Annotated in this window: 18 protein-coding genes; 13 read left to right on the plus strand and 5 right to left on the minus strand. The window is 51.1% G+C overall.

What is annotated here, in order from left to right; genetic code table 11:
• Nucleotides 1-77: 77 nt before the first annotated feature.
• The 11 genes from NOG12_RS08260 to NOG12_RS08310 all read left to right on the plus strand — a co-directional run bounded on the left by NOG12_RS08260 (nucleotide 78) and on the right by NOG12_RS08310 (nucleotide 14,336).
• Nucleotides 78-1,256 carry a PepSY-associated TM helix domain-containing protein gene (locus tag NOG12_RS08260; protein ID WP_313932947.1) on the plus strand — a complete coding sequence of 393 codons (1,179 nt, stop codon included), beginning with the start codon at nucleotides 78-80 and terminating at the stop codon, nucleotides 1,254-1,256.
• A gap of 63 nt (nucleotides 1,257-1,319) precedes the next feature.
• On the plus strand, nucleotides 1,320-2,126 hold the full coding sequence (locus tag NOG12_RS08265; protein ID WP_153826253.1) for a DUF4198 domain-containing protein: 807 nt from the start codon (nucleotides 1,320-1,322) through the stop codon (nucleotides 2,124-2,126).
• 82 nt (nucleotides 2,127-2,208) lie between these two features.
• Nucleotides 2,209-3,174, plus strand: coding sequence for an efflux RND transporter periplasmic adaptor subunit (locus tag NOG12_RS08270; RefSeq protein WP_162014558.1), 966 nt, complete (start codon nucleotides 2,209-2,211; stop codon nucleotides 3,172-3,174).
• Nucleotides 3,167-6,289 carry an efflux RND transporter permease subunit gene (locus tag NOG12_RS08275; protein ID WP_313932948.1) on the plus strand — a complete coding sequence of 1,041 codons (3,123 nt, stop codon included), beginning with the start codon at nucleotides 3,167-3,169 and terminating at the stop codon, nucleotides 6,287-6,289. The genes NOG12_RS08270 and NOG12_RS08275 overlap by 8 nt, the downstream gene beginning before the upstream one ends.
• Nucleotides 6,290-6,595: 306 nt before the next feature.
• Nucleotides 6,596-8,008, plus strand: coding sequence for a glutamate--ammonia ligase (gene glnA, locus NOG12_RS08280; protein WP_219968236.1), 1,413 nt, complete (start codon nucleotides 6,596-6,598; stop codon nucleotides 8,006-8,008).
• A gap of 30 nt (nucleotides 8,009-8,038) precedes the next feature.
• Nucleotides 8,039-8,623 (plus strand): DUF4124 domain-containing protein, encoded by a 585-nt coding sequence (locus NOG12_RS08285; RefSeq protein WP_313932949.1) that lies wholly within the window; start codon nucleotides 8,039-8,041, stop codon nucleotides 8,621-8,623.
• On the plus strand, nucleotides 8,610-9,695 hold the full coding sequence (gene glnL, locus NOG12_RS08290; protein ID WP_313932950.1) for a nitrogen regulation protein NR(II): 1,086 nt from the start codon (nucleotides 8,610-8,612) through the stop codon (nucleotides 9,693-9,695). The genes NOG12_RS08285 and glnL overlap by 14 nt, the downstream gene beginning before the upstream one ends.
• The gene (ntrC, locus tag NOG12_RS08295) at nucleotides 9,692-11,146 is read left to right on the plus strand and encodes a nitrogen regulation protein NR(I) (RefSeq protein WP_313932951.1); all 1,455 of its coding nucleotides are present in this window, start codon (nucleotides 9,692-9,694) and stop codon (nucleotides 11,144-11,146) included. The genes glnL and ntrC overlap by 4 nt, the downstream gene beginning before the upstream one ends.
• A gap of 85 nt (nucleotides 11,147-11,231) precedes the next feature.
• Complete coding sequence (locus tag NOG12_RS08300) at nucleotides 11,232-11,909, plus strand: response regulator transcription factor (RefSeq protein WP_110075621.1); 678 nt, start codon at nucleotides 11,232-11,234, stop codon at nucleotides 11,907-11,909.
• A gap of 12 nt (nucleotides 11,910-11,921) precedes the next feature.
• Complete coding sequence (locus tag NOG12_RS08305; protein WP_313932952.1) at nucleotides 11,922-13,304, plus strand: sensor histidine kinase; 1,383 nt, start codon at nucleotides 11,922-11,924, stop codon at nucleotides 13,302-13,304.
• A gap of 36 nt (nucleotides 13,305-13,340) precedes the next feature.
• Nucleotides 13,341-14,336 (plus strand): alpha/beta fold hydrolase, encoded by a 996-nt coding sequence (locus tag NOG12_RS08310; RefSeq protein WP_153826247.1) that lies wholly within the window; start codon nucleotides 13,341-13,343, stop codon nucleotides 14,334-14,336.
• Here NOG12_RS08310 and fieF read toward each other — a convergent pair.
• The 3 genes from fieF to NOG12_RS08325 are packed head-to-tail and all read right to left on the minus strand — an operon-like array spanning nucleotide 14,333 to nucleotide 17,234.
• Nucleotides 14,333-15,226, minus strand: a complete 894-nt coding sequence (gene fieF, locus NOG12_RS08315; RefSeq protein ID WP_153826246.1) for a cation efflux pump FieF — start codon at nucleotides 15,224-15,226, stop codon at nucleotides 14,333-14,335. The two genes, NOG12_RS08310 and fieF, sit on opposite strands and share 4 nt — an antisense overlap.
• A gap of 8 nt (nucleotides 15,227-15,234) precedes the next feature.
• The gene (locus NOG12_RS08320; RefSeq protein ID WP_153826245.1) at nucleotides 15,235-15,699 is read right to left on the minus strand and encodes a tRNA (cytidine(34)-2'-O)-methyltransferase; all 465 of its coding nucleotides are present in this window, start codon (nucleotides 15,697-15,699) and stop codon (nucleotides 15,235-15,237) included.
• Between the two features lie 38 nt (nucleotides 15,700-15,737).
• Entirely contained in the window at nucleotides 15,738-17,234 is a 1,497-nt protein-coding gene (locus NOG12_RS08325) for a hypothetical protein (protein ID WP_313932953.1), read from the minus strand.
• Between the two features lie 137 nt (nucleotides 17,235-17,371).
• Between NOG12_RS08325 and NOG12_RS08330 the strand changes: the two genes are divergently transcribed.
• On the plus strand, nucleotides 17,372-19,063 hold the full coding sequence (locus NOG12_RS08330) for a type 1 glutamine amidotransferase family protein (RefSeq protein WP_313932954.1): 1,692 nt from the start codon (nucleotides 17,372-17,374) through the stop codon (nucleotides 19,061-19,063).
• A 99-nt stretch (nucleotides 19,064-19,162) separates the two neighbouring features.
• Here NOG12_RS08330 and pyrE read toward each other — a convergent pair whose 3' ends face one another.
• Together pyrE and rph are read right to left on the minus strand one after the other, a co-directional pair.
• Nucleotides 19,163-19,807, minus strand: coding sequence for an orotate phosphoribosyltransferase (pyrE, locus tag NOG12_RS08335; RefSeq protein WP_313932955.1), 645 nt, complete (start codon nucleotides 19,805-19,807; stop codon nucleotides 19,163-19,165).
• Between the two features lie 80 nt (nucleotides 19,808-19,887).
• Nucleotides 19,888-20,601: a ribonuclease PH gene (gene rph / locus NOG12_RS08340; RefSeq protein ID WP_313932956.1), complete on the minus strand. Its 714-nt coding sequence runs from the start codon at nucleotides 20,599-20,601 to the stop codon at nucleotides 19,888-19,890.
• A 117-nt stretch (nucleotides 20,602-20,718) separates the two neighbouring features.
• On the opposite strand from rph, the gene NOG12_RS08345 reads away from it, so the two are divergent.
• Nucleotides 20,719-21,582 (plus strand): YicC/YloC family endoribonuclease, encoded by an 864-nt coding sequence (locus NOG12_RS08345; protein WP_313932957.1) that lies wholly within the window; start codon nucleotides 20,719-20,721, stop codon nucleotides 21,580-21,582.
• Nucleotides 21,583-21,713: the final 131 nt, after the last annotated feature.

The raw sequence follows: 21,713 nt of genomic DNA on the forward strand, positions 1-21,713 counted from the left end.
ATGATAATAATTCTCAAAAACATTGACCGAGTCGGTTTTTGCTTTGAGAGCTCAACTAGGTAGAACGGATTCGAAGAATGTGCCCAATCACTTCATCAACAAGTCAATCGCCTAAATCCAAGCGCCGTCATGCTGCACAGGATAAACCCACGCGCCGCAAATCAGGCTGGCGCGATCTGAAAGCTTGGCATTGGGTTAGTTCAGCCGCCTGCTTAGTTGCGACACTTTTGTTCGCGCTTACGGGCATCACCTTAAACCATGCGCATCAGCTAGAAGCCTCGCCCTCTACAACAGTGATAGAGCAGCAGCTGCCCACGGCTGTGGTACAGGCAATGCAAGCCCGCCAGCAGCAATTACTCGAAGGGTCTTACAGCGCGGAAGGGCCTCTACCAGCGGTGTTCAGAGGTTGGTACTTAAGTTCGCAGCAGCAATCCTTGCCTGCTGAAAAAGCCGCCCAGTGGGACGAGTTTGAGGCCTATTTTGGCTTACCTCGGGCCGGTGGTGATCTCTGGTTTCGAGTCGATTTAGAGACCGGCATGTTTTACCAAGAAAGCATTGATCGAGGCTGGATTGCCTATTTCAACGATTTACACAAGGGCCGCAATACCGGCTGGGGATGGATAACTATGTTAGATATTTTAGCGGTCGTGATGCTGGTGTTTTCAGTAAGCGGTTTGTTGTTATTAAAGCGCTATGCCAAAGGTCGTAAATCTACTTGGTGGTGGGTAGCTCTGGGCGTGGTTGTTCCTTGGTTCGCCTTGTTGGTACCAGCCCATGCAGCAGAAGCCGCTTCGCCCAAGCAGATGCTATTGCACGTAGAGATCCCGCAGTTAGATGTGGCTGAATACCATCGACCTTATGTTGCTATCTGGTTAGCCGATGCGAAACATCAACGGGTGGCCGACCTTGCTGTTTGGTATGACGGCAAACTAGCAAACAAAGAGGGCGAAAAATGGCTCAAGGATATGCGTCAATGGTGGCGCCGCAGTGGCCGCATGGCCACCATGCCGATTGATGGAGTTACTGGAGCAACCCGCCGCCCGGGCAGCCATAACCTTAATTTAAGCCAATTTTTACCGCAGTTAGCCGAGCTACCGCCAGGTGAGTATCGGTTGAATATTGAAGCCGCGCGTGAGGTTGGTGGTCGTGAACATCTACAACTGCCTATCACCTTGCCATTACAGGCACCGGCTAGTGCGCAAGTGCAAGGTCAACACGAGCTCGGCCTGATTAAGTTAAGCGTAACAGCACAATAATCACGCGAATCTGAATGTGAACACTTACTATCTTTGATTGAAATAGAACGAAAGGAAACTAGCATGCGTTATATTATTTTATTCGGGGCCCTCGCCCTAAGTTTTTCGGCCGAGGCGCATCGCGCTTGGATCAAACCTGATGCCACGGTGATTTCTAAAGAAAATGCTTGGGTTACCTTTGAGGCGGCAGTTTCTAACGAAATATTTGCTCGTGACCATGTGGCGTTCCGCCTGAATGGGGTTGTGGCATTAGCACCCAACGGTCAGCCGCTAGAGTTACAGAATGCCCATACGGGTAAATTGCGCTCCGTTTTTGATTTGCAGCTTACCGAAAATGGCACCTATAAAGTTGTTACCGCATCGCAAAACCTGCAAGCCCGCTGGGTAGATGCCAACGGTGAACGTCAATTCTGGCCAGGTCGTGGGGTTACGCCTAAGCCGGGTGATTTTGAGCGTGAAGTGCCAAAACAAGCGCAAGATTTAACCATTACTGAATACTCGCGTCGGATTGAAACTTTTGTGACCAACGGAGCCCCGAGCGATACGGTGTTGGCGCCAACTAACCAGGGCTTTGAAGTGGTTCCAGTAACTCATCCAAACGATTTGTACGCTGGCGAAACCGCAGACTTTAAAGTGCTGTTTGATGGCAAGCCTGTAGCTGGTGCTGAAGTTACTGTTATTCGTGAAGGCATGCGCTACCGTGCGCAGCAAGAAGAGCAAACAGTGACCAGTAATGGTGCCGGCGAATTCTCAGTAACTTGGACCGAGGCCGGCCAGTATTTTATGGAAGCTGAGTATCAAGACGACCAAGGTAAGGCTCCGGCAACTCAGCGCCGAGGCAGTTACGGCGCGGTTTTCGAAGTTCTTTAGAAAAAAGCGAAATAAATCATCCCAAGTTGCTAGAATATGCTCTATAATTTTTTCTATAGAGATTTCTAGCAAGGGGATGAAGATGATTTTAAATCGTAGTTTAGTCGGCCTGATGTTCAGCGCCGCACTCGTTTTAGTCACCAGCAGTGGCATGGCTCACGCCACCGATTACACCGTAAAGCAAGCATCTATTGCTGAATACATTCATTTGCAAGGGGTGGTTGAGTCAACCAACAGCGCGACCGTATCAGCGCAAGTTTCTGGCCGTATTGAAGCCGTTAACGTGGATGTTGGTGACCAGGTTGAAGCGGGTGCCACCATAGTCACCATCACCTCCGTTGATCAATATCAAGCTGTGGCTCAGGCCCAAGCCCAAGTAGCGGCAGCACGAGCAACCCTAGTGGCTGAGCAGCAGGAATTTGATCGAGTCACTAAATTAGTGGCGCAAAAGTTAGTGCCCGATGCCGAACTCGATCGGGCTAAAGCGCGCTTAGACAACGCTAATGCCCAGTTAAAAGCGGCGCAAGCAGCAGCCAAGCGCGCCCAAGAGCAACTGTCTTATACCGCAGTCAAAGCTCCTTACAGCGGTGTCGTGAGTGAGCGTTTAGTAGAGCCAGGTGAGTTAGTGCAGCCAGGCACCCCGTTGATGTCGGGCTTTGATCCGGCCGAATTACGAGTGCATGTTGATATTCCTGCGCTGTTTGCAACGGCGGTCGAGCAATTCAAATGGGCTGAAGTAGCCGGCTTAAAACCCGTAGCACAGCGTCTATTTCCCACCATTCATAGTGCCTCCAGTACCGTGCGATTACGGTTAAATTTGCCTGCAGACGGTAATCTATTGCCCGGTCAGTGGTTACCGGTGGTCGTGCAAGTGGGTGAGCACGAGGGCCTTCTAGTACCACAGCAAGCGGTGTTGCAACGTGGTGAACTGACCATGGTGCGAATGCAAGATAATAGCTGGCGTGCGGTTCGCTTAGGCCTCACTCAAAATGGTCAAGTAGAAGTGGTCAGCGGGCTAAAAGCTGGCGAGGTTATTCGTTATGAGTAATAAACCACTAGGGATTGCAGGTAAGTTTGCAGCCTGGGGTGAGCGCTCCCAACTAACCCCGCTGTTGGCGGTATTTGGCTTAATTCTGGGGATTATGGCGGCGATGATCACGCCGCGCGAAGAAGAGCCCCAAATTGATGTGACCATGGCTGATATCATGATCGCCTTTCCTGGTGCCGATGTGAGTCAAGTTGAACAGCAACTGACCACACCGTTAGAGCGTCATTTTGCCCGCATGCAGGGTATTGAACATATTTTCTCGGTGTCGCAGCCTGGCCAAGCCTTAGTGACGGTGCAGTTTGAAGTTGGCATCGCGCGCGACACGGCATTGGTGCAATTGTTTGATACGTTAGCCGGTTGGCAGCAACAGCATCCGCAGTTTACGCAACCGCTTGTGAAAGCTCGAGGCATTGATGATGTACCAATTTTAGGGCTAACCCTAACCGGCGCAGACTTAGAGCTGAAGGATGTAGCTGATAGTTTGATTGAGCCGCTGCAAAACGTCGCCGGGGTGCGAGACATCAGTATTATTGGTGCCGAGCCCGAGCAAATAAATGTCACCTTAGATAACACCGCCCTCACTCGTGTTGGTTTGGATTTTAATGCGGTTAGCCAAGCGCTAGCTAGCCAAAACCAAAGTGGGCAAGCGGGGTATCGATTACAGGGCAATCAGTACATCCCAGTGCAAGTAGGTGGGTTTATTGAAAGTGCTGAGGCGCTGAGCAATCTGATTGTAGCCAATGTTGATGGTAAGCCAGTGCGCTTGCATCAAGTGGCGGAAATATCAACCCAAGCAGAAGTACCGTCACAGTACGTGTGGTCGCGGCAAAAGGGGGGTGAGCTTGCACCAGCAATAACCTTAGCCATTACCAAAAAGGCAGGCGAAAACGCCGTGGTGGTAGCCGAGCAAGTACTCGCTCGTTTAGCTACCATGCAGCAGCAATTGTTGCCTGAACAATTGCAGGTAGAAGTCACTCGCAATTACGGCCAAACTGCAGACGATAAAGCTTCTAAGCTGATCCAAAAACTGATCTTTGCGACTATCTCGGTGGTGGCTTTAGTGCTGCTCACACTTGGTAAACGTGAGGCCGTGGTGGTGGGCAGTGCGGTGGTCTTAACCCTAGCCATGACCTTATTTGCATCGTGGGCGTGGGGCTTTACCTTAAACCGCGTGTCGCTGTTTGCCCTGATCTTCTCGATTGGTATTTTGGTGGATGACGCTATCGTGGTGGTAGAAAATATTCACCGCCATTTAGGGCTGGGCAAGTCACTTAAAACGTCCATTCCTGCTGCTGTAGACGAAGTAGGTGGGCCAACGATATTGGCAACCTTCACGGTGATTGCCGCGCTCTTGCCCATGGCCTTTGTTAGTGGCTTAATGGGCCCATACATGAGCCCCATTCCTATCAATGCATCTTTGGGAATGTTGCTGTCGCTGCTGATTGCGTTAACCGTTACCCCTTGGCTGGCGCGCCACTTACTCAAAGATGAGCATCATCAAGAGCAGCAAAGTGATAAATTGCATCGTTTCTTTCATAAGCTGATGCTACCGCTGCTAACTCATCGCAAACGTCGCTACCTGATGGGCTTTGGCCTCATTGGCCTGATTGTGGCGATGCTCGGTCTTGCGGTGGTGCAAGCAGTGGTGATGAAAATGCTCCCGTTTGACAACAAAAGTGAAATTAAGCTGGTGTTGGATATGCCCGAAGGCAGCACCTTAGAGCAGACCAACGCGGTGCTGGTGGAACTAGCGCAGACGCTTGATAGCGTGGACGAAGTAGCCGCGACGCAGATTTATGCGGGTACCGCATCACCGATAGGCTTTAATGGTTTAGTGCGGCAGTACTATTTGCGCCAAGGCGCTAACATGGGCGATGTGCAAGTCACTCTGAAAGAGCTTGGCGAGCGAGAGCGGGCAAGCCATGAGTTGGCCTTAGCCATTCGCCCGTTACTGACACCTATTGCCGAAGCTGTTGGCGCGTCATTGAAAATCGTTGAAGTGCCGCCAGGGCCACCGGTGATGGCACCCATTGTTGCAGAAATTTACGGCCCAAGTGCACAGGCTCGGGCTGATGCCGCTCAGTTAACCTTGGCACAACTGCAGCAAACCGAAGGTGTGGTGGATATTGATAGCACCTTGGTGAGCGATAGTTTAGAAGAAGTTTGGCAGGTTAACCGCGAGCGTGCGGCGCAATTAGGAGTGACGGCTGAACAAGTGGTACGGGTATTGCAAACGGCCTTGGCAGGGATGGATGTCACTTATTTAGCCATTCCCCATCAAACCCAACCGGTAGCAGTAAAAGTACGGTTACCAAACACTTGGCAAGGTCAGTTAAGCCAGCTGCAAAATGTCACTGTGCTATCACAAACCAGTGGCCAGGCGATTCCGGTGGCGGAGCTTATCGACCGAGTTCAGCGCCCTTATGCCCAGCCGATTTACCACAAAGACCTACGTCCGGTGGTTTATGTGACGGCAGATATGGCGGGTGATTTGGATAGTCCTTTATACGGTTTGTTTGCCGCAGCTGGTGACATTGAGTTGCCACAAACCTACATCAGCCAGCCCGATGTGTGGGATACGGCTGCACTAAAATGGGATGGAGAGTGGCAAATCACCTACGAGACCTTCCGTGATATGGGAGCTGCCTATGCCGTCGGTTTGTTGTTGATTTACTTGCTGGTTGTGGGCCACTTTGGCAGCTACGCGGTACCGCTGGTAATCATGGCTCCGATCCCGCTCACCCTGATAGGGATTATGCCAGGGCATGCGTTACTGGGAGCACAGTTTACCGCAACCTCGATGATCGGGATGATTGCGTTGGCTGGCATCATTGTGCGCAACTCCATTCTCTTGGTGGATTTTGTCCGCGAAGAAGTGGCGGCTGGCAAGGATTTGAACGAGGCAGTGATAGAAGCTGCAGCGGTGCGAGCTAAGCCGATTGTATTAACGGCACTAGCGGCCATGTTGGGGGCGTTCTTCATTCTGGATGACCCGATTTTCAGTGGTTTAGCAGTGAGTTTGATCTTCGGTATCGCAGTATCAACAGCATTAACCTTGGTGGTTATTCCGCTGCTGTATGCGTCGTTATTACGACGCAAGGCTAAGCATCTTTAATTGTTCAACCTTGTTCGTTACTGATTGATTGCGAAGGGCTCCGTGGGTGGGGCCCTTTTTTTGTGCATTTTACCGGTTGCACTATCGCGATGCACTATCACAATGCACGCAAATGCACTATCATGGTGCAAAAGGTGAGTAAAAGCACCTCCTAATATCGTTAGCATAATTATTAGTTATTGATTTAATTGATATTTAAATAGTTGGCACGGGGTTTGCTTTAGTTTTGTGCAAACGCAGTGCAGAAAGTTTCAGTGCACGCTATACTCATTGTTCATTTTGACGATTGCGATCGCGGAGGATCACATGTCTACACCACAAGACGTTATGGCTTTTATTGAAGAAAACGAAGTTAAATTTGTAGATTTGCGCTTTACCGATACCAAAGGTAAAGAGCAGCACGTGACCATTCCGGTGTCGCAAATTAACGAAGAATTCTTTGAAGAAGGCAAAATGTTTGACGGCTCGTCGATTGGCGGCTGGAAAGGTATTAACGAATCAGACATGGTACTGATGCCAGATTGCAGTACCCTAGTATTAGACCCGTTTACTGACGAAGTCACCATGAACGTGGTTTGTGATATCCTCGAGCCAGACACCATGCAAGGTTACGATCGTGACCCACGCTCTATCGCTCGTCGCGCTGAAGAATACTTACAAAGCATGAACATCGGTGACACCGCGTTCTTTGGTCCAGAGCCAGAGTTCTTCTTGTTCAACGATGTACGTTTTCATACTGACATGAGCGGCAGCTTCTACAAAATTGAAGCCGACGAAGCAAAATGGAACTCAGGTAAAGAATTCAAAGACGGCAACTTAGCGCACCGTCCTGGCGTAAAAGGCGGTTACTTCCCTGTGCCTCCGGTAGACTCAGCGCACGACATCCGCAGCACTATGAGTACCGTGATGGAAGACATGGGCTTAGTGGTTGAAGCGCATCACCACGAGGTTGCTACTGCTGGCCAGAACGAAGTTGCCACCCGTTTTAACACATTGGTTAAAAAAGCTGACGAGATTCAAACCTACAAGTATGTGGTCCACAACGTAGCCCATTCTTACGGTATGACCGCAACCTTTATGCCGAAGCCGATTGTTGGCGATAACGGTTCAGGTATGCACGTTCACATGTCGATTAGCAAAGATGGTAAAAACCTGTTTGCTGGCGACCAGTACGGCGGTTTGAGCGAAATGGCGTTGTATTACATCGGCGGTATCATCAAGCACGCACGTGCCTTGAACGCTTTCTGTAACCCAACCACCAACTCATACAAGCGGTTAGTCCCTGGTTACGAAGCACCGGTCATGTTGGCCTACTCAGCACGTAACCGTTCTGCCTCTATTCGTATCCCAGTGGTTGCTAGTGCAAAAGCACGTCGTATCGAAGTTCGCTTCCCAGACCCAGCCGCTAACCCATACTTATGTTTTGCGGCACTCTTAATGGCTGGTTTAGACGGTATTAAAAACAAGATTCATCCTGGCGATGCTATGGATAAAGACTTGTACGACTTACCACCAGAAGAAGCGAAAGAAATTCCAACCGTGTGTCATTCATTAGAAATGGCCCTAGAAGCGTTGGATAAAGATCGCGAGTTCTTAACCGCTGGTGGCGTGATGACGGACGACATGATTGATGCGTACATTAAGCTGAAACACAAAGAAGTAATGACGCTGAAAATGACCACTCACCCAATCGAGTTCGACCTTTACTACAGCGTCTAATTCAGCTGAGGTTTGAACCTAGGAGGACCGATGCTTATTAGCCGCCTCATGGTTGTGATAATGCTGGCCGTTGCAGTTTCAACTGCAGCGGCACAGCAAGTTTACAAACGGCAAAATGCTGATGGCTCGGTCACATATTCGGATCAACCCTTACCCCAAGCTGAAGTGATTAACTTACAGCCGGTGCCAGTCACCGAATTCACCACGCACACCCCGGTTACTACCCAAACTCAAACCGCCATGCCAACGGTTACTGATACCGCAGCGCCCACGGCCCAGATCATTGCGCCCGCGCAACAAGCCGCGGTGCGTGCCAACGATGGTTCAGTTGCGGTGCGGTGGCAAACCACACCCAACCCACTACCCGATGGCTATCAGTTACAATTGCGAGTTGATCAGCGCATTGCTTGGCAGGGTTCCAGCCAAACCGAACTGACCTTGACTGATATCGACCGCGGCGAGCGGCGCTTGCAACTGCGGGTGCTTGATGCCGAAGGTAACGAAGTATCGCGCTCAGATACTATTGTGGTGTATGTGCTGCGGGCTAATATCAACAGCCCAGCCTTGGCGACCGGAGCAACTAGCGGTGATGGTGGTGGCAATGACGGCAACTAACGCTGATTGCACCACTGTGGTGCAACCTAGTTTAGATCAGCTCTTAACCGCGGTGGTGCAACTCGATACCGATTATTGTATTGCCTACATGAACACCGCGGCCGAGGCGCTTCTTGATGGCAGTCGTAATCGGCTGCAACAGCAGGATTTTTTTAGTCTGTTTAGCTACAGCAGCATCGACCCCAACACCCTCAAGCAAGCGCTCAATGACGACCAATCGGTATCCGACAGCGACGTGACCTTAGTTTTTCATGACGGCCAACGCATCACGGTCGAGCTAGTTGCGCAGCCACTGAAACTAGAGCAGCAGCGCATTGGCGTATTGCTTGAGCTGCGGCAAATGGACCAAATTAGGCGCATTAATCAAGAAACCGTACAACAGCAGCAACTACTGGCAGTGCAAAGCATGGTGCGCGGCATGGCCCATGAAATCAAAAACCCGTTAGGTGGCTTACGTGGCGCTGCGCAGTTGCTGGCAAGCGAACTTGATGATGCCGAATTACAAGAGTATACCGATTTAATCATTAACCAAGCCGATCGTCTCAGCACCTTGGTTAATCGCATGTTAGGGTCAAATCAGTTGCCCCAACCAGAGCCCAGCAACATCCATGCGGTGCTCGAGCGGGTGCTGCAAGTGGCCCGTTTAGCTGGTGCCGAACAGATTCGTTGGCAACGAGATTACGACCCAAGTTTGCCTGAGTTAACCATGGCCGCAGACCAGATTGAGCAAGCGTTACTCAATATTGTCATGAACGCATGTGAAGCGCTGGCGCCAGAAGCTGGTGGCGAGATTGTGCTACGAACCCGCATCGCCCACCAACAAACCTTGTATGGTAAGCGCTACCGGCAATGTGCGGTGATCGTGATTCAAGATAACGGCCCGGGTATTGCCGAAGCACTCCGCGATACCCTGTTTTATCCTATGGTAAGTGGGCGAGCCGGCGGTACTGGCTTGGGCTTAGCGATAGCGCAGAATATCGTGCACCAACATAGTGGCAAGATTGAGTTGCAATCGCGCCCAGGGCACACCGAATTTACCCTTTATCTACCCTATGTAGAAACCTTAACATGAACAACCTAAGCAGCAACGAAGCAAACCGCAGCAGCAATGCGGACATTTGGATTCTGGATGATGACAGCTCCATTCGCTGGGTATTAGAGCGGGCGCTCGCCCGGGCGGGTTTAAGCTGTCGCAGTTTTGCCGATGCCAGCAGTGTGTATCAGGCCTTGGCACAGCAAGCGCCCAGCAGCCAGCCGCGGGTGCTGTTAAGTGACATTCGGATGCCCGGTGATGATGGCTTAGCGGTGCTAGAGCATATGCGTCATCATTATCCGGAGCTAGCCGTAATCGTGATGACTGCCCATTCTGATTTACAATCAGCGGTGAGTGCGTTTCAGGGTGGTGCCTTTGAATACCTCGCCAAACCCTTTGATTTAAACGACGTGGTGCAAACGGTGAGTCGCGCCTTACAAAGAGAGCGCAGCCAAGCTCCCACTCCAGCTACCGCGGTTGAACCTAGCAGCGGGCTGCGTGGTTTGATTGGCTCAGCACCAGCGATGCAAGATGTGTTTCGGGCCATTGGGCGGCTCTCTCATTCTAGCGTGACGGTACTGATCAATGGTGCATCGGGCACTGGTAAAGAACTGGTCGCCCGAGCGCTACATGATAATAGCCCGCGCGCGCACAAACCCTTTATTGCGCTCAACATGGCGGCGATTCCTGCTGACTTGATAGAAGCTGAACTGTTTGGGCACGAAAAAGGTGCTTTTACCGGGGCCAGCAATGCCCGCCAAGGCCGTTTTGCGCAAGCGCATGGCGGCACACTCTTTTTAGATGAAATTGGTGATATGCCGTTAGCGGTGCAGACGCGCTTGTTACGAGTACTCGCAGAAGGCCAGTTTTATCCCATCGGTAGCTATGAACCTGTTACTGTTGATGTGCGTATCATCGCAGCCACCCATCAGAATCTCGAACAACGAGTCAAAGACGGGTTGTTTCGAGAGGATTTGCTGCATCGGCTCAACGTGATCCGACTAACCTTGCCCACTTTAGCTGAACGGCGTAGCGACATTCCGCAATTGGTGGAACATTTTCTGCAGCAAGCAGCGCAAGAACTCGGTGGTCAACCCAAGCGTATCAGTGCGGCTGCCATGGCAGTGTTGCAGCAAGCGCCTTGGCCAGGAAACGTACGCCAACTCGAGAACAGCTGCCGCTGGCTAACTGTAATGGCCCCCGCCGCCGTGGTCGAAGTAAGCGATCTGCCCCCTGAGTTGCAAGCCGAAAGACATTCGGCCCCAGCTACGGAGCTGGGGCCAGAGCTGGGTCTGCAAGTGGTTCTTCAGACGGAGTTGAAGCGGCGCATCGCGGCCGGCGAGCAAGATATTTTGGCACCTTTGTGCAAAGAAGTGGAACAACTGGCGTTGGAGCTTGCCTTAGAACATACTCAAGGACACAAGCAAAACGCCGCGAAGATCCTGGGTTGGGGGCGCAATACCTTAGCGCGCAAACTTAACGAAGCGTAAAGTTAAGGTAAACCCTGTGTAAAGCAACGAGCTTTCTTTACATAATTAAGAAAACTATACTTCTAGAAAACTCAGGAACAACACCATGACCAAGTTATTGTTAGTAGATGATGATGCCGAATTAAGCAGTATGCTGGAGCAGATTCTGACCAAAGAAGGCTATCAATTAACCTTAGCCGCCGATGGTGAGACGGGTTTAGAGCGTGCCCTTAGCGGCTCTTATCATCTCATTCTGTTAGATGTGATGCTGCCTGGTATTAACGGTTTTCAGTTATTACAGCGCTTACGCCAGCAGCAACGCAGCACCCCAGTGTTGATGCTAACCGCGCGTGGTGATGATGATGACCGCGTACAAGGCCTTGAGCTAGGTGCTGACGACTACCTGCCTAAACCTTTTAACCCGCGCGAGTTAGTTGCAAGAGTGAAAGCCTTGTTGCGACGCACTCCAAATACGACAGTGGTGCCTGAGCCTATTCATTATGCGGGCTTTTGGGTTGACCCTCAGCAAAACGAAGTGCGCTGCGATGAAGCTAAGCTAGAACTGACCCCCACTGAGTTTGATATTTTACGAACCTTAGTGCAGGGACAAGGCCAAGTTGTGAGCAAAGATCAGTTATCAGTAGCAGCGTTGGGACGTCAACTTGCGCCATTTGATCGCAGCCTTGATGTGCATATCAGCAACATCCGTAAAAAAATTGAGCTTAACCCCGAGCGCATTCAAACCGTGCGTGGCCGCGGTTACCGCCTACTGCAACTGGCCTAAGCTAGGGACAGCATGGCTATTCGCTGGTATCAATCGCTTACCTTAAGACTATTGCTGTTGTTCTGGCTACTGCTCTTTGCGGTAGCCACCAGCGGTTATCTATTAGCGCTATGGTATGCCAAACCAGCCCAGCCAGAACCCTTACAAGACAGTATTAAAACTGCCTTGGCGCCGCTGTTATCCGATCAAGTAACCTTCAGCTCACTATCGCCAGGGCGTTTAGTAGCAGCCCAGTACCGAGTGGCAGCGGCTGTCACTTCCGAGGCCGGGCCCAACCGCCTGCAGCTAGAGCCTAATTTAGCCAGTACCCATTACGAAGTGCTGCTAAGCCAGTTAGCCGCCGACCAGCCCGAACAATTACGGCTCGCCAATGGCTTATTGATCGGCCCTTTTAGTTTAGGCGAACAAAAGATTCTGTTGATTCGACCGCTGAGTGCAACCGAGCAAGCAGAGCAACAAGCCGACGCCCAGCAATCAGAGCAAGCACAAACTCTAACCTTGGTGTTTGGCAGTTTGCTCATCGCCGTCTTGCTTGGCTTTTGGTTGGTGCAGCCGCTGAAGCGGCTCACCTTTGCTACCAAGGAAATTGCCGAAGGTGCAGAGCGACTGCATCTAAAAAAGCTCCCTAAACGTTCCGATGAGTTGGGCGAACTAGCTCGCTCATTAGAGTCTGCCGCACACGATCTTACCGTGTCACGAAACGCCCAACGGCGTTTATTGAGTGATGTCTCGCACGAGTTGCGATCACCGCTGGCGCGGATGCAAGTAGCCTTGATGCTAAGCCAAGACGATGATAACCCTGATAGCAACCCACACTTAAGCCAGATGGCCCGTGACGTGGATCGCTTAGGCACCATCATTGAGCGAATTTTATCTTTATCGCGCCTAGAAAACGGCTTAGTACCGCTACAGCGTGAACAACTTGATGTCGGCGAACTCATGCGCGTACTCGCAGCTGATTTGGCTTACGTAGATGCCAGCTACGGGGAGCGGGTGAGGGTACTAGATGGTGATTGGCCGATTACTGCTAGCGATGACGAACTGTTGCGCCTAGTGATAGAAAACTTAGTGCGTAATGCGCTGCAATATACCGACCATGGTATTGAGATCAGTTGCGAGCTTGGCGATAGCGAGTGCTTTATCTTGGTGCGTGACCACGGTGATGGCGTGCCAGAAGAGCAACTAGCGCAGCTGTTCGAACCTTTCTATCGTGGTGACCCATCGCGCCATCATAAAGCTGGCGTTGGGCTAGGCATGGCGTTAAGCTTAAGGGCAGCAAATGTGTTAGGCGGCTCGGTGAGCGCGCGCAATCATCCTGACGGTGGCTTAGAAGTGACAGTAACACTACCCTTAGTGAGCGAGGATGAAACCGCAGCACAAGCACCATCTGCCTAAGTTGAGGCCCAATAGTTAACCAGCGGTAACCATGCAATGACGCAGCAATCTGTGCCAGCCGATAATGATCCTCAATGGCTGCGCTTTTATCTACAAACCATCACTCCCTTTTGGCAGCAGCAAGTACAAACCCTGCAGTTAGTGCGCCCTGATAAGGTTAACTTAACCTGGTATTTGCATCAGCCGGAGCAAGCCAAAGCCTTGGTGCTGATTAGCCCAGGGCGAGTAGAAGCGGGCTTAAAATATCAAGAATTAGTCTGGTGGCTAGCCCAACAAGACTACGCCGTGGCCGTGTTAGATCACCGTGGCCAAGGTTTCTCAGATAGGTTAAGTAATAATCCTCACCATGGCCATATCGACCAATTTGAAGATTTTGTCACCGACCTTGAAGCCGTTGCTGCCGCCGCCACCGAACTGTGTCCGCAGTTGCCACAATACCTGCTGGCTCACTCCATGGGCGGCGCTATTGCCAGTTTGATGCTAGCTCGTGGCAACCATAAGATTGAGAAAGCCGTGTTTTCAGCGCCTATGTTGGGGCTAGATACCGGCCGTACGCCCAAGTGGCTGGCGCAAACCATTGCAGTATCAGGCGCTTTGTTGAATCGATGGGTACAGCCGCGCAAGCCTTGGTACTTTATTGGGATGGAAGATTACCGCACGGTGCCCTTTGACGAAAACGAACTCACGCATAGCGAAGCTCGTTATCAGATGTTCCGTGACTTGTACGATCAGCATCCGCAAGTACAACTAGGCGGGCCTACATTTAATTGGGTAGCACAGGCCTTTGCGGCTGTGCGCGCAGCTCAGCAACAAGCAGCGCAAATCAGTATTCCGATCTTAATGTTGCAAGCTGGGGCTGACACCATTGTCGATAACCAAGGCCAACGACAGTTTGTGCAGCAACTACCGCATGCGGCTAGCCGCATCGAAGTGATAAAGGGAGCTCGGCATGAATTATTCATCGAAGCAGACCCGTATCGGCAACAAGCGCTAACGCACATTCAAGCTTGGTTTAACCAAGCGCATCCCTAAAAAGGCGTGTCGTCGTTATCTGGTACCACCGATTGTGGATCCATGTGCACAATCACATCGGTAGGCGGAAACAGCGCCGCTACTTGGCGTTCAACCGTATCAGCAATGTGATGAGCTTGACGAATCGACAAATGATCATCTAATTCTATATGGCATTGTACAAAACGAACTTGGCCGGCTTCGCGAGTGCGTAAATCGTGCACGCCCAACACCCCCGGTACCGCTTTAATGGTGGCTAAAATCTGCTGCTTCTCAGCTTCTGGTAGTTCTCTATCCATCAAGCTTTGAAACGCATCCCAGCCGATGCGCACCGCGCCATAGGCCAAGAAAATAGCAATCCCGATAGCAAACACACTATCCGCCCAGCCCATGCCATAGGCATTGAACAGGAGCGCAACAATAACTGCGGTATTTAAGGCTAAATCAGAGGTAAAGTGCAACGAATCAGCAGCAATGGCTTTAGATTGTGTTTTTGCCACCACAATGCGCTGCAAGATCACCAAGGCCAAGGTGGCGACAATAGCAAATAGCGACACATAGATACCAATCTGGTGTTGTTGCACCGGTGAGCCTTGCACCCATTGCTGAATACTATGCACAAACAACAACAGCGCGGAGCCCGTGATGAGCGCCGACTGCACTAACGCGGCTAGCGATTCAGCTTTACCATGGCCAAAGCGGTGCTCGTTATCGGCTGGCTGAATAGCATAACGAACGGCGAAAAAGGTGAACAGGCTGGCTAAGCTATCTAGCATGGAATCCGTCAGCGAGGCCAACATACTCGATGAGTCTGTCATCAGCCAAGCACCGGCTTTAACCACAATCAACAACAGTGCCACCGACACCGATGCCCGTGTTGCTAGTTTTACCCAAAAGCCATAATCACGCATTGCGTTACCTATTGTCCTTGTGCGAAACCCTGCTGACGCCAAGCTTCGTAGCTCACCAGCGCCGCCGTGTTAGATAAATTGAGTGAGCGGTTGTTGGGCATCATGGGAACTCGCAAACGTTGGGCTGGTGCAATTTGCTCCATCACCTCAGGCGCTAAGCCACTGGTCTCGGAACCAAACAGCAGCACATCGTCGGGCTGATAAGCTACCTCGGTATAACCTACAGTACCTTTGGTGGTAATCGCATAAAGGGTACGCTCACCCATAGCCTGCTTAAACGCTGCAAAATCAGGATAGCGCTCAACCCGGCTTAAATCGTGATAATCCAACCCTGCTCGGCGTAGTTTTTTCTCTTCAAAGTCAAAACCCAGCGGCTCAATTAAGTGCAACATACAGCCATTGTTCGCACATAAACGGATAATATTACCGGTGTTGGCTGCCATCACCGGGTTAAACAAAGCAATATGAAACATGCAAATGAACTCTCTTTACTCATTAGCAGCGGATGCTACTAACGATCTTTGTCAGTATCTAACTGGGCGTGCTCAAGTTCCGGCTCAGAGTAAAATTGACGAATCTCGCCTGAGCTCACCAACTCTCTAAATTGGGTATCAAACCAATCTCGCAGCAGGCGCCCGCGTGGGGTGTTGTGAAATAACACATGAATAGGGTCAGCCTCACGAAGTTTCAATTCGTGATATGGGGCAGTTATCCAATCGGGTTGATTGGCCCTGAAGGTGACCACTGCACCAACGCGTCCTTTGTCTAACATCACAAAGCAATCCAGCGCGTTGCTGCCATGATAAAAGGATGTACCGGTCGGAAAATAATGCTCGTAATGGTACCCGGCAACAAAACACACGGGCCGCTTCAACGCCCCCTGCATGGCCGCGGTGATGCTGTGTTGATTGAGGGCAAACACATATAAATCCATGTCGTAATCAACATGCAAGCGAGAACTGACAGCATCCACACGAACCTGCTCGATATTGCTACCAATGAGCATATCGAAGCGCTGATCTTGCAGCCCCAATACCGCGCGCTGAAAGCTGCTGGTATGTAAATCAAGTTCGTCTGCGACGGGTTCAAAAACGTGCCGAATGACATCCCAATAACGGCCTGACCCATCCACCGAGGTGCGCGTTCGCCATAACCCGGCAGCGGCTGACACTAACTGAAAATGGGGCGGCTGGTTAAACTCTTGTAGCGGCTCGATAATCACTTGATGGTCATTAAAAATTTGCGTGATACGACCGTTATCGTGCATCTCGTCAAGGGTGCTATCGAGCTTGGCCAGCAAGGCTTCATGCTGCTTGTGTAGGTAATGATAACCAACGATGTATTTGAGTGGCACAATCACCAAATGTTTTTGCTGATAGTAACCCAATTGACGCGCTTCAAAATCGTTGATGAGCAGCGCCCGAACGCGATTATTACTAAACATCAAGTGCAACTGGTGCAGGTCTTGAGCCTGTACTGTCGGGCCCTTAAAAGACTCCTGTTTGAGTAGTTGCACCGGCCCTTGTTGACCATTGATGTAGGCTAGGTTTTCGACATCTTGCAAATTACACACGCCGCAATAACGACGATCGGCAACCAGCACTAATTGAAAGCCAAACAACGGAAAGCTGCTGCGGCGTAAATTCGGATAGTTTTCGTCTAAATCAGGCAAGCGCCCTAGCTCGCCGGCAATTCGGCCGTTGTTGGCTTCAACTAAACTGCGCGTACGCGGCATCTCCACGTACTCAACTTGCACGTTATGCTGGGCATAAGCTTCTTGCATAATCTCTTGCAGCGCATGGCTTAGGGGGCCAGGCTCGGGCGCACGAAATACCAAGGTCTGAGAAGGCGTTGGGACGGCTACATTTGCTGTCGCCTGGGCCGCTTGGGCCGCGGGTAGGGCTAATGTCAGCAGCAAGCTAACTAGGAGCGCAGCAACCAGCAGGCAGCTAGAGCGCTGCCAAGCAGAGCCAACAGTGTGTGTGGTTGTGATTGTGGCAAACCCCATCAGCAACACCTATCCAGCCATGAAAAATTAAACCTTCCGCAGTATATCAGGTCAAAATGCCAATAACAGCTAAACTTAATTGACTGTAAGCGCCTAACTCGTTAGCTTGGGCGCCATTCAATGGTGGGAGTAGACGTATGAAACCAAATGTGTGGTCGTGGCTAGCAGCCATCGGCATCAGTGTGAGTGCCGGCTTGCCAGGCAGCAGCTTAGCGCAACAAACAGGCCCCGAATACCAGCTCTTTTTAGCGGGCGACGAACTTGCGCTCTGTAGCAGCTTGGCTTGGCAACATTGCGATGATACCAACTGGATTGATAACACCAGCATGCGTACGGATCGCTACCTAAACCTCACGGATAAGTACGTGAAGCCGCTGTTGGCCGACGAACGCTGGCCGCAACATCGACGCGAAACCCGTGATGATGTAGCTGATGCCATTGTCATTATTCGCAACCGACTCAACGAAGACATCGTGCCAGAGCGGGTCTTTTTAGAAGAGTTTACGCGGCGCGCCACCCGTTATTTGTACGACAATTTGTCCGAGCGCGAATGGAACCTAGTGGTTGATCACTTAGAGATGCCGGTACCGCAAGGTAAAACGGATACCGCACGCTTGGATGAGCTGGTATTGCCTGCCAAACGCGACATTCTTGAGGCGTTTATTCGCCAAGCAAGCCTGGTGAAACAAGCACAATCCAAAGACGACAAAGTACCTACCATAGTGATTGCCGCGGTTGGGGCGCGAGACCCCTTTACCGCCGTCGAACCTTTCTTGAGTGGATTTGCCCAAGCCGGCGCTAACGTACAGTGGCTACCCCTAGATGCAGCAGTGAATACCGCGCAGCGCACCAAACAATGCAACGAGTTAGAAGCCCTGCGCGAAACCGAACTCGGCACTTGGCATCGGGCTCGCGTGCATGCTGACAAACATCGTCAGCAGCTAGAGTTTTGTAACAACCCCTTGGCTGGCATCAAAATGATTGACCAAGCCGACGGCTTATTTATTGTGGGTAACGACCCGAGCCTAGTGCGGGCCGCATTATTAAACCCGCTTAGTCAGCCGACCGATATCATGACATCCATTTATTTAAAAATGAAAGCGAACCGATTAGTAGTGGGCGCAACCAGCGATGCCATGAACGCACTCACAGCGCGCGCCATGGTGGCCAGCGGCACCAGTGCTGAAGCCTTGCGAAGTGGAGCCATTGCTGGCGAAGCTCCTCCTTTTGCCTGCAATAAAGACGACAGCTGTCCACGCAACATGAATCAAGATAGCGTCAGCTATCACCCTTTAGGCGGAGTAGGTTTGTTCGAGTTTGCTAGCTTAGACGGACAATTCTCCGATTTAGGCCGGCATGGGCGCCTTTTAAGCGTTGCGGCCACCACCGCCACACCACTTGCTGTAGGCATCGATGCGCGCACTGCCTTAGCCGTCAACGTTCATAGCGGCGCCTTTACCGTGCTTGGTGAACGCGGCGTCTTCTTTGCTCCAGCCCCGCAACAAGTAGAGCATTCAGTAGTATCGGCGTTTCACTACCTGACCGCAGGTGCCAGCGGACAGTTTGCTGACAACGATATTAGCAACGTGACCTTTGCCAAACGCGATAATGTGGTGCAAGAAGACCCCACCACACGTTTCTTGAACAAACGCGGTGCGGTAGACTCCTTACGATTGATTTGCCAACAGCGCGACCAGCTTAATCTGATCGAAAACGAATTTCGCTTGATGGTGATTGCCGATGATGCCACACAGCGACAAAAATCTGGCGGCGAATGCCAAGTGATGAATGCCCGCATGGGTATATCGTGGCAACCAGAGAAGTTCTAGCCAATACAGGTTCGCAGAGAGGTTAAAAAAAAGCTGGTGGACTTGTTCAAGCCACCAGCTTTTTTATTGCGAGATGAGAACTGCTTTCAGGTGGACTGGTTAAGCCACACCATACTGCGCACGATAAGCTTTTACTGCAGGCAAAAACTCAGCTAAATCGGGGCTGTCTTGTACGTAAGCAATCACATCGTTTAACTTCACAATGCTAATCACCTGCGCTTGATAATCACGCTCAACCTCTTGAATCGCGCTCAGCTCACCTTGGCCCTTTTCTTGCCTATCTAAGGCAATCAACACCCCAGCCAGCTCTGCGCCATTGGCCTCCACAATCGCCATAGACTCACGAATAGCGGTGCCAGCGGTAATCACATCGTCGACTAACATCACTCGCCCAGTAAGAGCGGAACCCACTAAGTTACCGCCTTCGCCGTGATCTTTTTTCTCTTTACGGTTGAAGCAGTAAGGCACGTCTTTTTGATAGGTGTCATACAAGGCAATAGCTGCTGCAGTCGCAATAGGAATGCCTTTATAAGCAGGGCCAAACAGCAGATCATAATCGACCCCGCTGTCTTGCAATGCCGCCGCATAAAAACGCCCTAGGCGCGCCAAATCAGAGCCTTTATTAAACAGTCCAGCATTAAAGAAATACGGACTAGTACGCCCCGACTTCAGCGTAAACTCACCAAACTTTAAAACACCACGTGCAATGGCAAATTCAATAAAATCTTTTTGATACTGTTTCATATGAGAGCCGTTATTCGTTATTCGTTATTCGTTGTTCGTGCGCTGCGCTGGTCGTGCGCGCTTCGCGCTGTCCGTGTTGTTTACGCCAATGCTTGTTTTTGTAAATCCATCAGTTCGCGGATGGCGTGTTTGGCGAGGTCTAGCATAGCGTTCATCTCTTCGCTCGAGAACGGTTCGCCCTCAGCGGTACCCTGAACTTCAATAAATTTACCAGCTTCAGTCATCACCACGTTCATGTCGGTTTCAGCTTTTGAGTCCTCTGGATAGTCTAAATCAGCTACCGGATTACCTTCGTACATCCCCACAGAAACCGCAGCAACCAAGCCCTTCAGCGGATTAGTCTTAACCAAACCTTCTTTACGCATCCAGTTCAAAGCATCCACCAACGCCACGCAAGCACCGGTAATCGACGCTGTACGCGTACCACCATCAGCCTGCAGCACATCACAGTCGATGGTAATGGTGTTCTCACCCAAGGCCGCCATATCCACACAAGCCCGCAACGAGCGGCCAATCAAACGCTGAATCTCTACTGTGCGACCACCTTGCTTGCCACGCGCCGCCTCACGGTCCATGCGCGTGTGCGTTGACCGCGGCAACATACCGTATTCAGCCGTGACCCAACCTTGACCCTTGCCCTTTAAAAAGCGCGGTACATTGCGGTCCACACTTGCGGTACACAACACCTTAGTGTCACCAAACTCAATCAGCACCGAACCTTCGGCATGGCGAGTAAAATTCCGGGTAATAGTCACCGGGCGAATCTGTTGGGCTGTACGACCACTTGGACGCATGTTGAATTCCTCTGCTGCGCAAAAATAATGGCGGCGATTATATCAGATATGGATGTGAAATTCCGTTGCTTTGCGAGAGGTGCTAAACTATCCGTATTACAAACCTAAGGAATACCAATGATTCAATCAATGACCGGCTATGCGCGCCATGAACTCAAAGCTGAGTGGGGCACCGCCACGTGGGAAATGCGCTCAGTAAACCAACGCTTTTTAGAAACTTATTTTCGGTTACCAGAGCAAATTCGTTCATTAGAAAACAGCCTGCGCGATCGCTTACGCAAGCAGCTACAGCGCGGCAAAGTAGAGTGTAATTTGCGCCTACACATTGAGCAAAAAGCCGAAGGCGGGTTAAGCCTCAACGAAGAACTAGCACGTAGCGTTATTTCTTCTGCAAATTGGGTCGCCAACCAAAGCTCGAGCGCCCAACTAAACCCATTAGACGTGCTACGTTGGCCGGGCGTAGTCGCTCAGCAAGAAGAAGATATGGATGCCATTCAAGCTGACGTACTAGGTGCGTTTGACGCCTGTTTGGGTGAATTCATTGATAACCGCGGCAGCGAAGGCAAAGCCCTAGAGCGCATGATTGAAGAGCGCCTTGAAGGCATTTCTACCCAAGTTACTTTTGTGCGCGGCCGTATGCCAGAGGTATTGCAGTGGCAGCGCGACAAGCTGTTAGGGCGCTTTGAAGAGGCCCGCGTAGAACTCGACCCAACCCGCCTTGAAGCCGAAATGGTGATGCTAGCGCAAAAAGTGGACGTCGCCGAAGAGCTCGATCGCCTCAACGCCCACGTTGTTGAAACCCGCAAAATTCTGCGCAAAGGCGGAGCCTGCGGCCGTCGCTTAGATTTCATGATGCAAGAGTTCAACCGCGAAGCGAATACTCTGGGCTCCAAGTCAATTAACGCTGACATTACTGCCGCTGCGGTAGAGTTGAAGGTGTTGATTGAGCAGATGCGCGAGCAGATCCAAAATATCGAATAACCTGGCGTTTTTTCCGCAAGGTAAGCCGGGTGGCGCATTGCAGATGCAGCTTGCTTGCAAACGCAGTTTTGGACGCAAGTAGTCAGTGACAATATTGTGAGTACTTATGGACGAATTTCTGATTGGTTCCT

The organism is Pseudidiomarina fusca, assembly GCF_032227045.1.
GTDB classification, from domain to species: domain Bacteria; phylum Pseudomonadota; class Gammaproteobacteria; order Enterobacterales; family Alteromonadaceae; genus Pseudidiomarina; species Pseudidiomarina fusca.

What these genes read in the sequence shown, in the direction of transcription:
- NOG12_RS08260 (WP_313932947.1), top strand. Translation starts at nt 78, where the DNA reads ATGTGCCCAATCACTTCATCAACAAGTCAATCGCCTAAATCCAAGCGC.
- NOG12_RS08265 (WP_153826253.1), top strand. Translation starts at nt 1,320, where the DNA reads ATGCGTTATATTATTTTATTCGGGGCCCTCGCCCTAAGTTTTTCGGCC.
- NOG12_RS08270 (WP_162014558.1), top strand. Translation starts at nt 2,209, where the DNA reads ATGATTTTAAATCGTAGTTTAGTCGGCCTGATGTTCAGCGCCGCACTC.
- NOG12_RS08275 (WP_313932948.1), top strand. Translation starts at nt 3,167, where the DNA reads ATGAGTAATAAACCACTAGGGATTGCAGGTAAGTTTGCAGCCTGGGGT.
- glnA (WP_219968236.1), top strand. Translation starts at nt 6,596, where the DNA reads ATGTCTACACCACAAGACGTTATGGCTTTTATTGAAGAAAACGAAGTT.
- NOG12_RS08285 (WP_313932949.1), top strand. Translation starts at nt 8,039, where the DNA reads ATGCTTATTAGCCGCCTCATGGTTGTGATAATGCTGGCCGTTGCAGTT.
- glnL (WP_313932950.1), top strand. Translation starts at nt 8,610, where the DNA reads ATGACGGCAACTAACGCTGATTGCACCACTGTGGTGCAACCTAGTTTA.
- ntrC (WP_313932951.1), top strand. Translation starts at nt 9,692, where the DNA reads ATGAACAACCTAAGCAGCAACGAAGCAAACCGCAGCAGCAATGCGGAC.
- NOG12_RS08300 (WP_110075621.1), top strand. Translation starts at nt 11,232, where the DNA reads ATGACCAAGTTATTGTTAGTAGATGATGATGCCGAATTAAGCAGTATG.
- NOG12_RS08305 (WP_313932952.1), top strand. Translation starts at nt 11,922, where the DNA reads ATGGCTATTCGCTGGTATCAATCGCTTACCTTAAGACTATTGCTGTTG.
- NOG12_RS08310 (WP_153826247.1), top strand. Translation starts at nt 13,341, where the DNA reads ATGACGCAGCAATCTGTGCCAGCCGATAATGATCCTCAATGGCTGCGC.
- fieF (WP_153826246.1), bottom strand. Translation starts at nt 15,226, where the DNA reads ATGCGTGATTATGGCTTTTGGGTAAAACTAGCAACACGGGCATCGGTG.
- NOG12_RS08320 (WP_153826245.1), bottom strand. Translation starts at nt 15,699, where the DNA reads ATGTTTCATATTGCTTTGTTTAACCCGGTGATGGCAGCCAACACCGGT.
- NOG12_RS08325 (WP_313932953.1), bottom strand. Translation starts at nt 17,234, where the DNA reads ATGGGGTTTGCCACAATCACAACCACACACACTGTTGGCTCTGCTTGG.
- NOG12_RS08330 (WP_313932954.1), top strand. Translation starts at nt 17,372, where the DNA reads ATGAAACCAAATGTGTGGTCGTGGCTAGCAGCCATCGGCATCAGTGTG.
- pyrE (WP_313932955.1), bottom strand. Translation starts at nt 19,807, where the DNA reads ATGAAACAGTATCAAAAAGATTTTATTGAATTTGCCATTGCACGTGGT.
- rph (WP_313932956.1), bottom strand. Translation starts at nt 20,601, where the DNA reads ATGCGTCCAAGTGGTCGTACAGCCCAACAGATTCGCCCGGTGACTATT.
- NOG12_RS08345 (WP_313932957.1), top strand. Translation starts at nt 20,719, where the DNA reads ATGATTCAATCAATGACCGGCTATGCGCGCCATGAACTCAAAGCTGAG.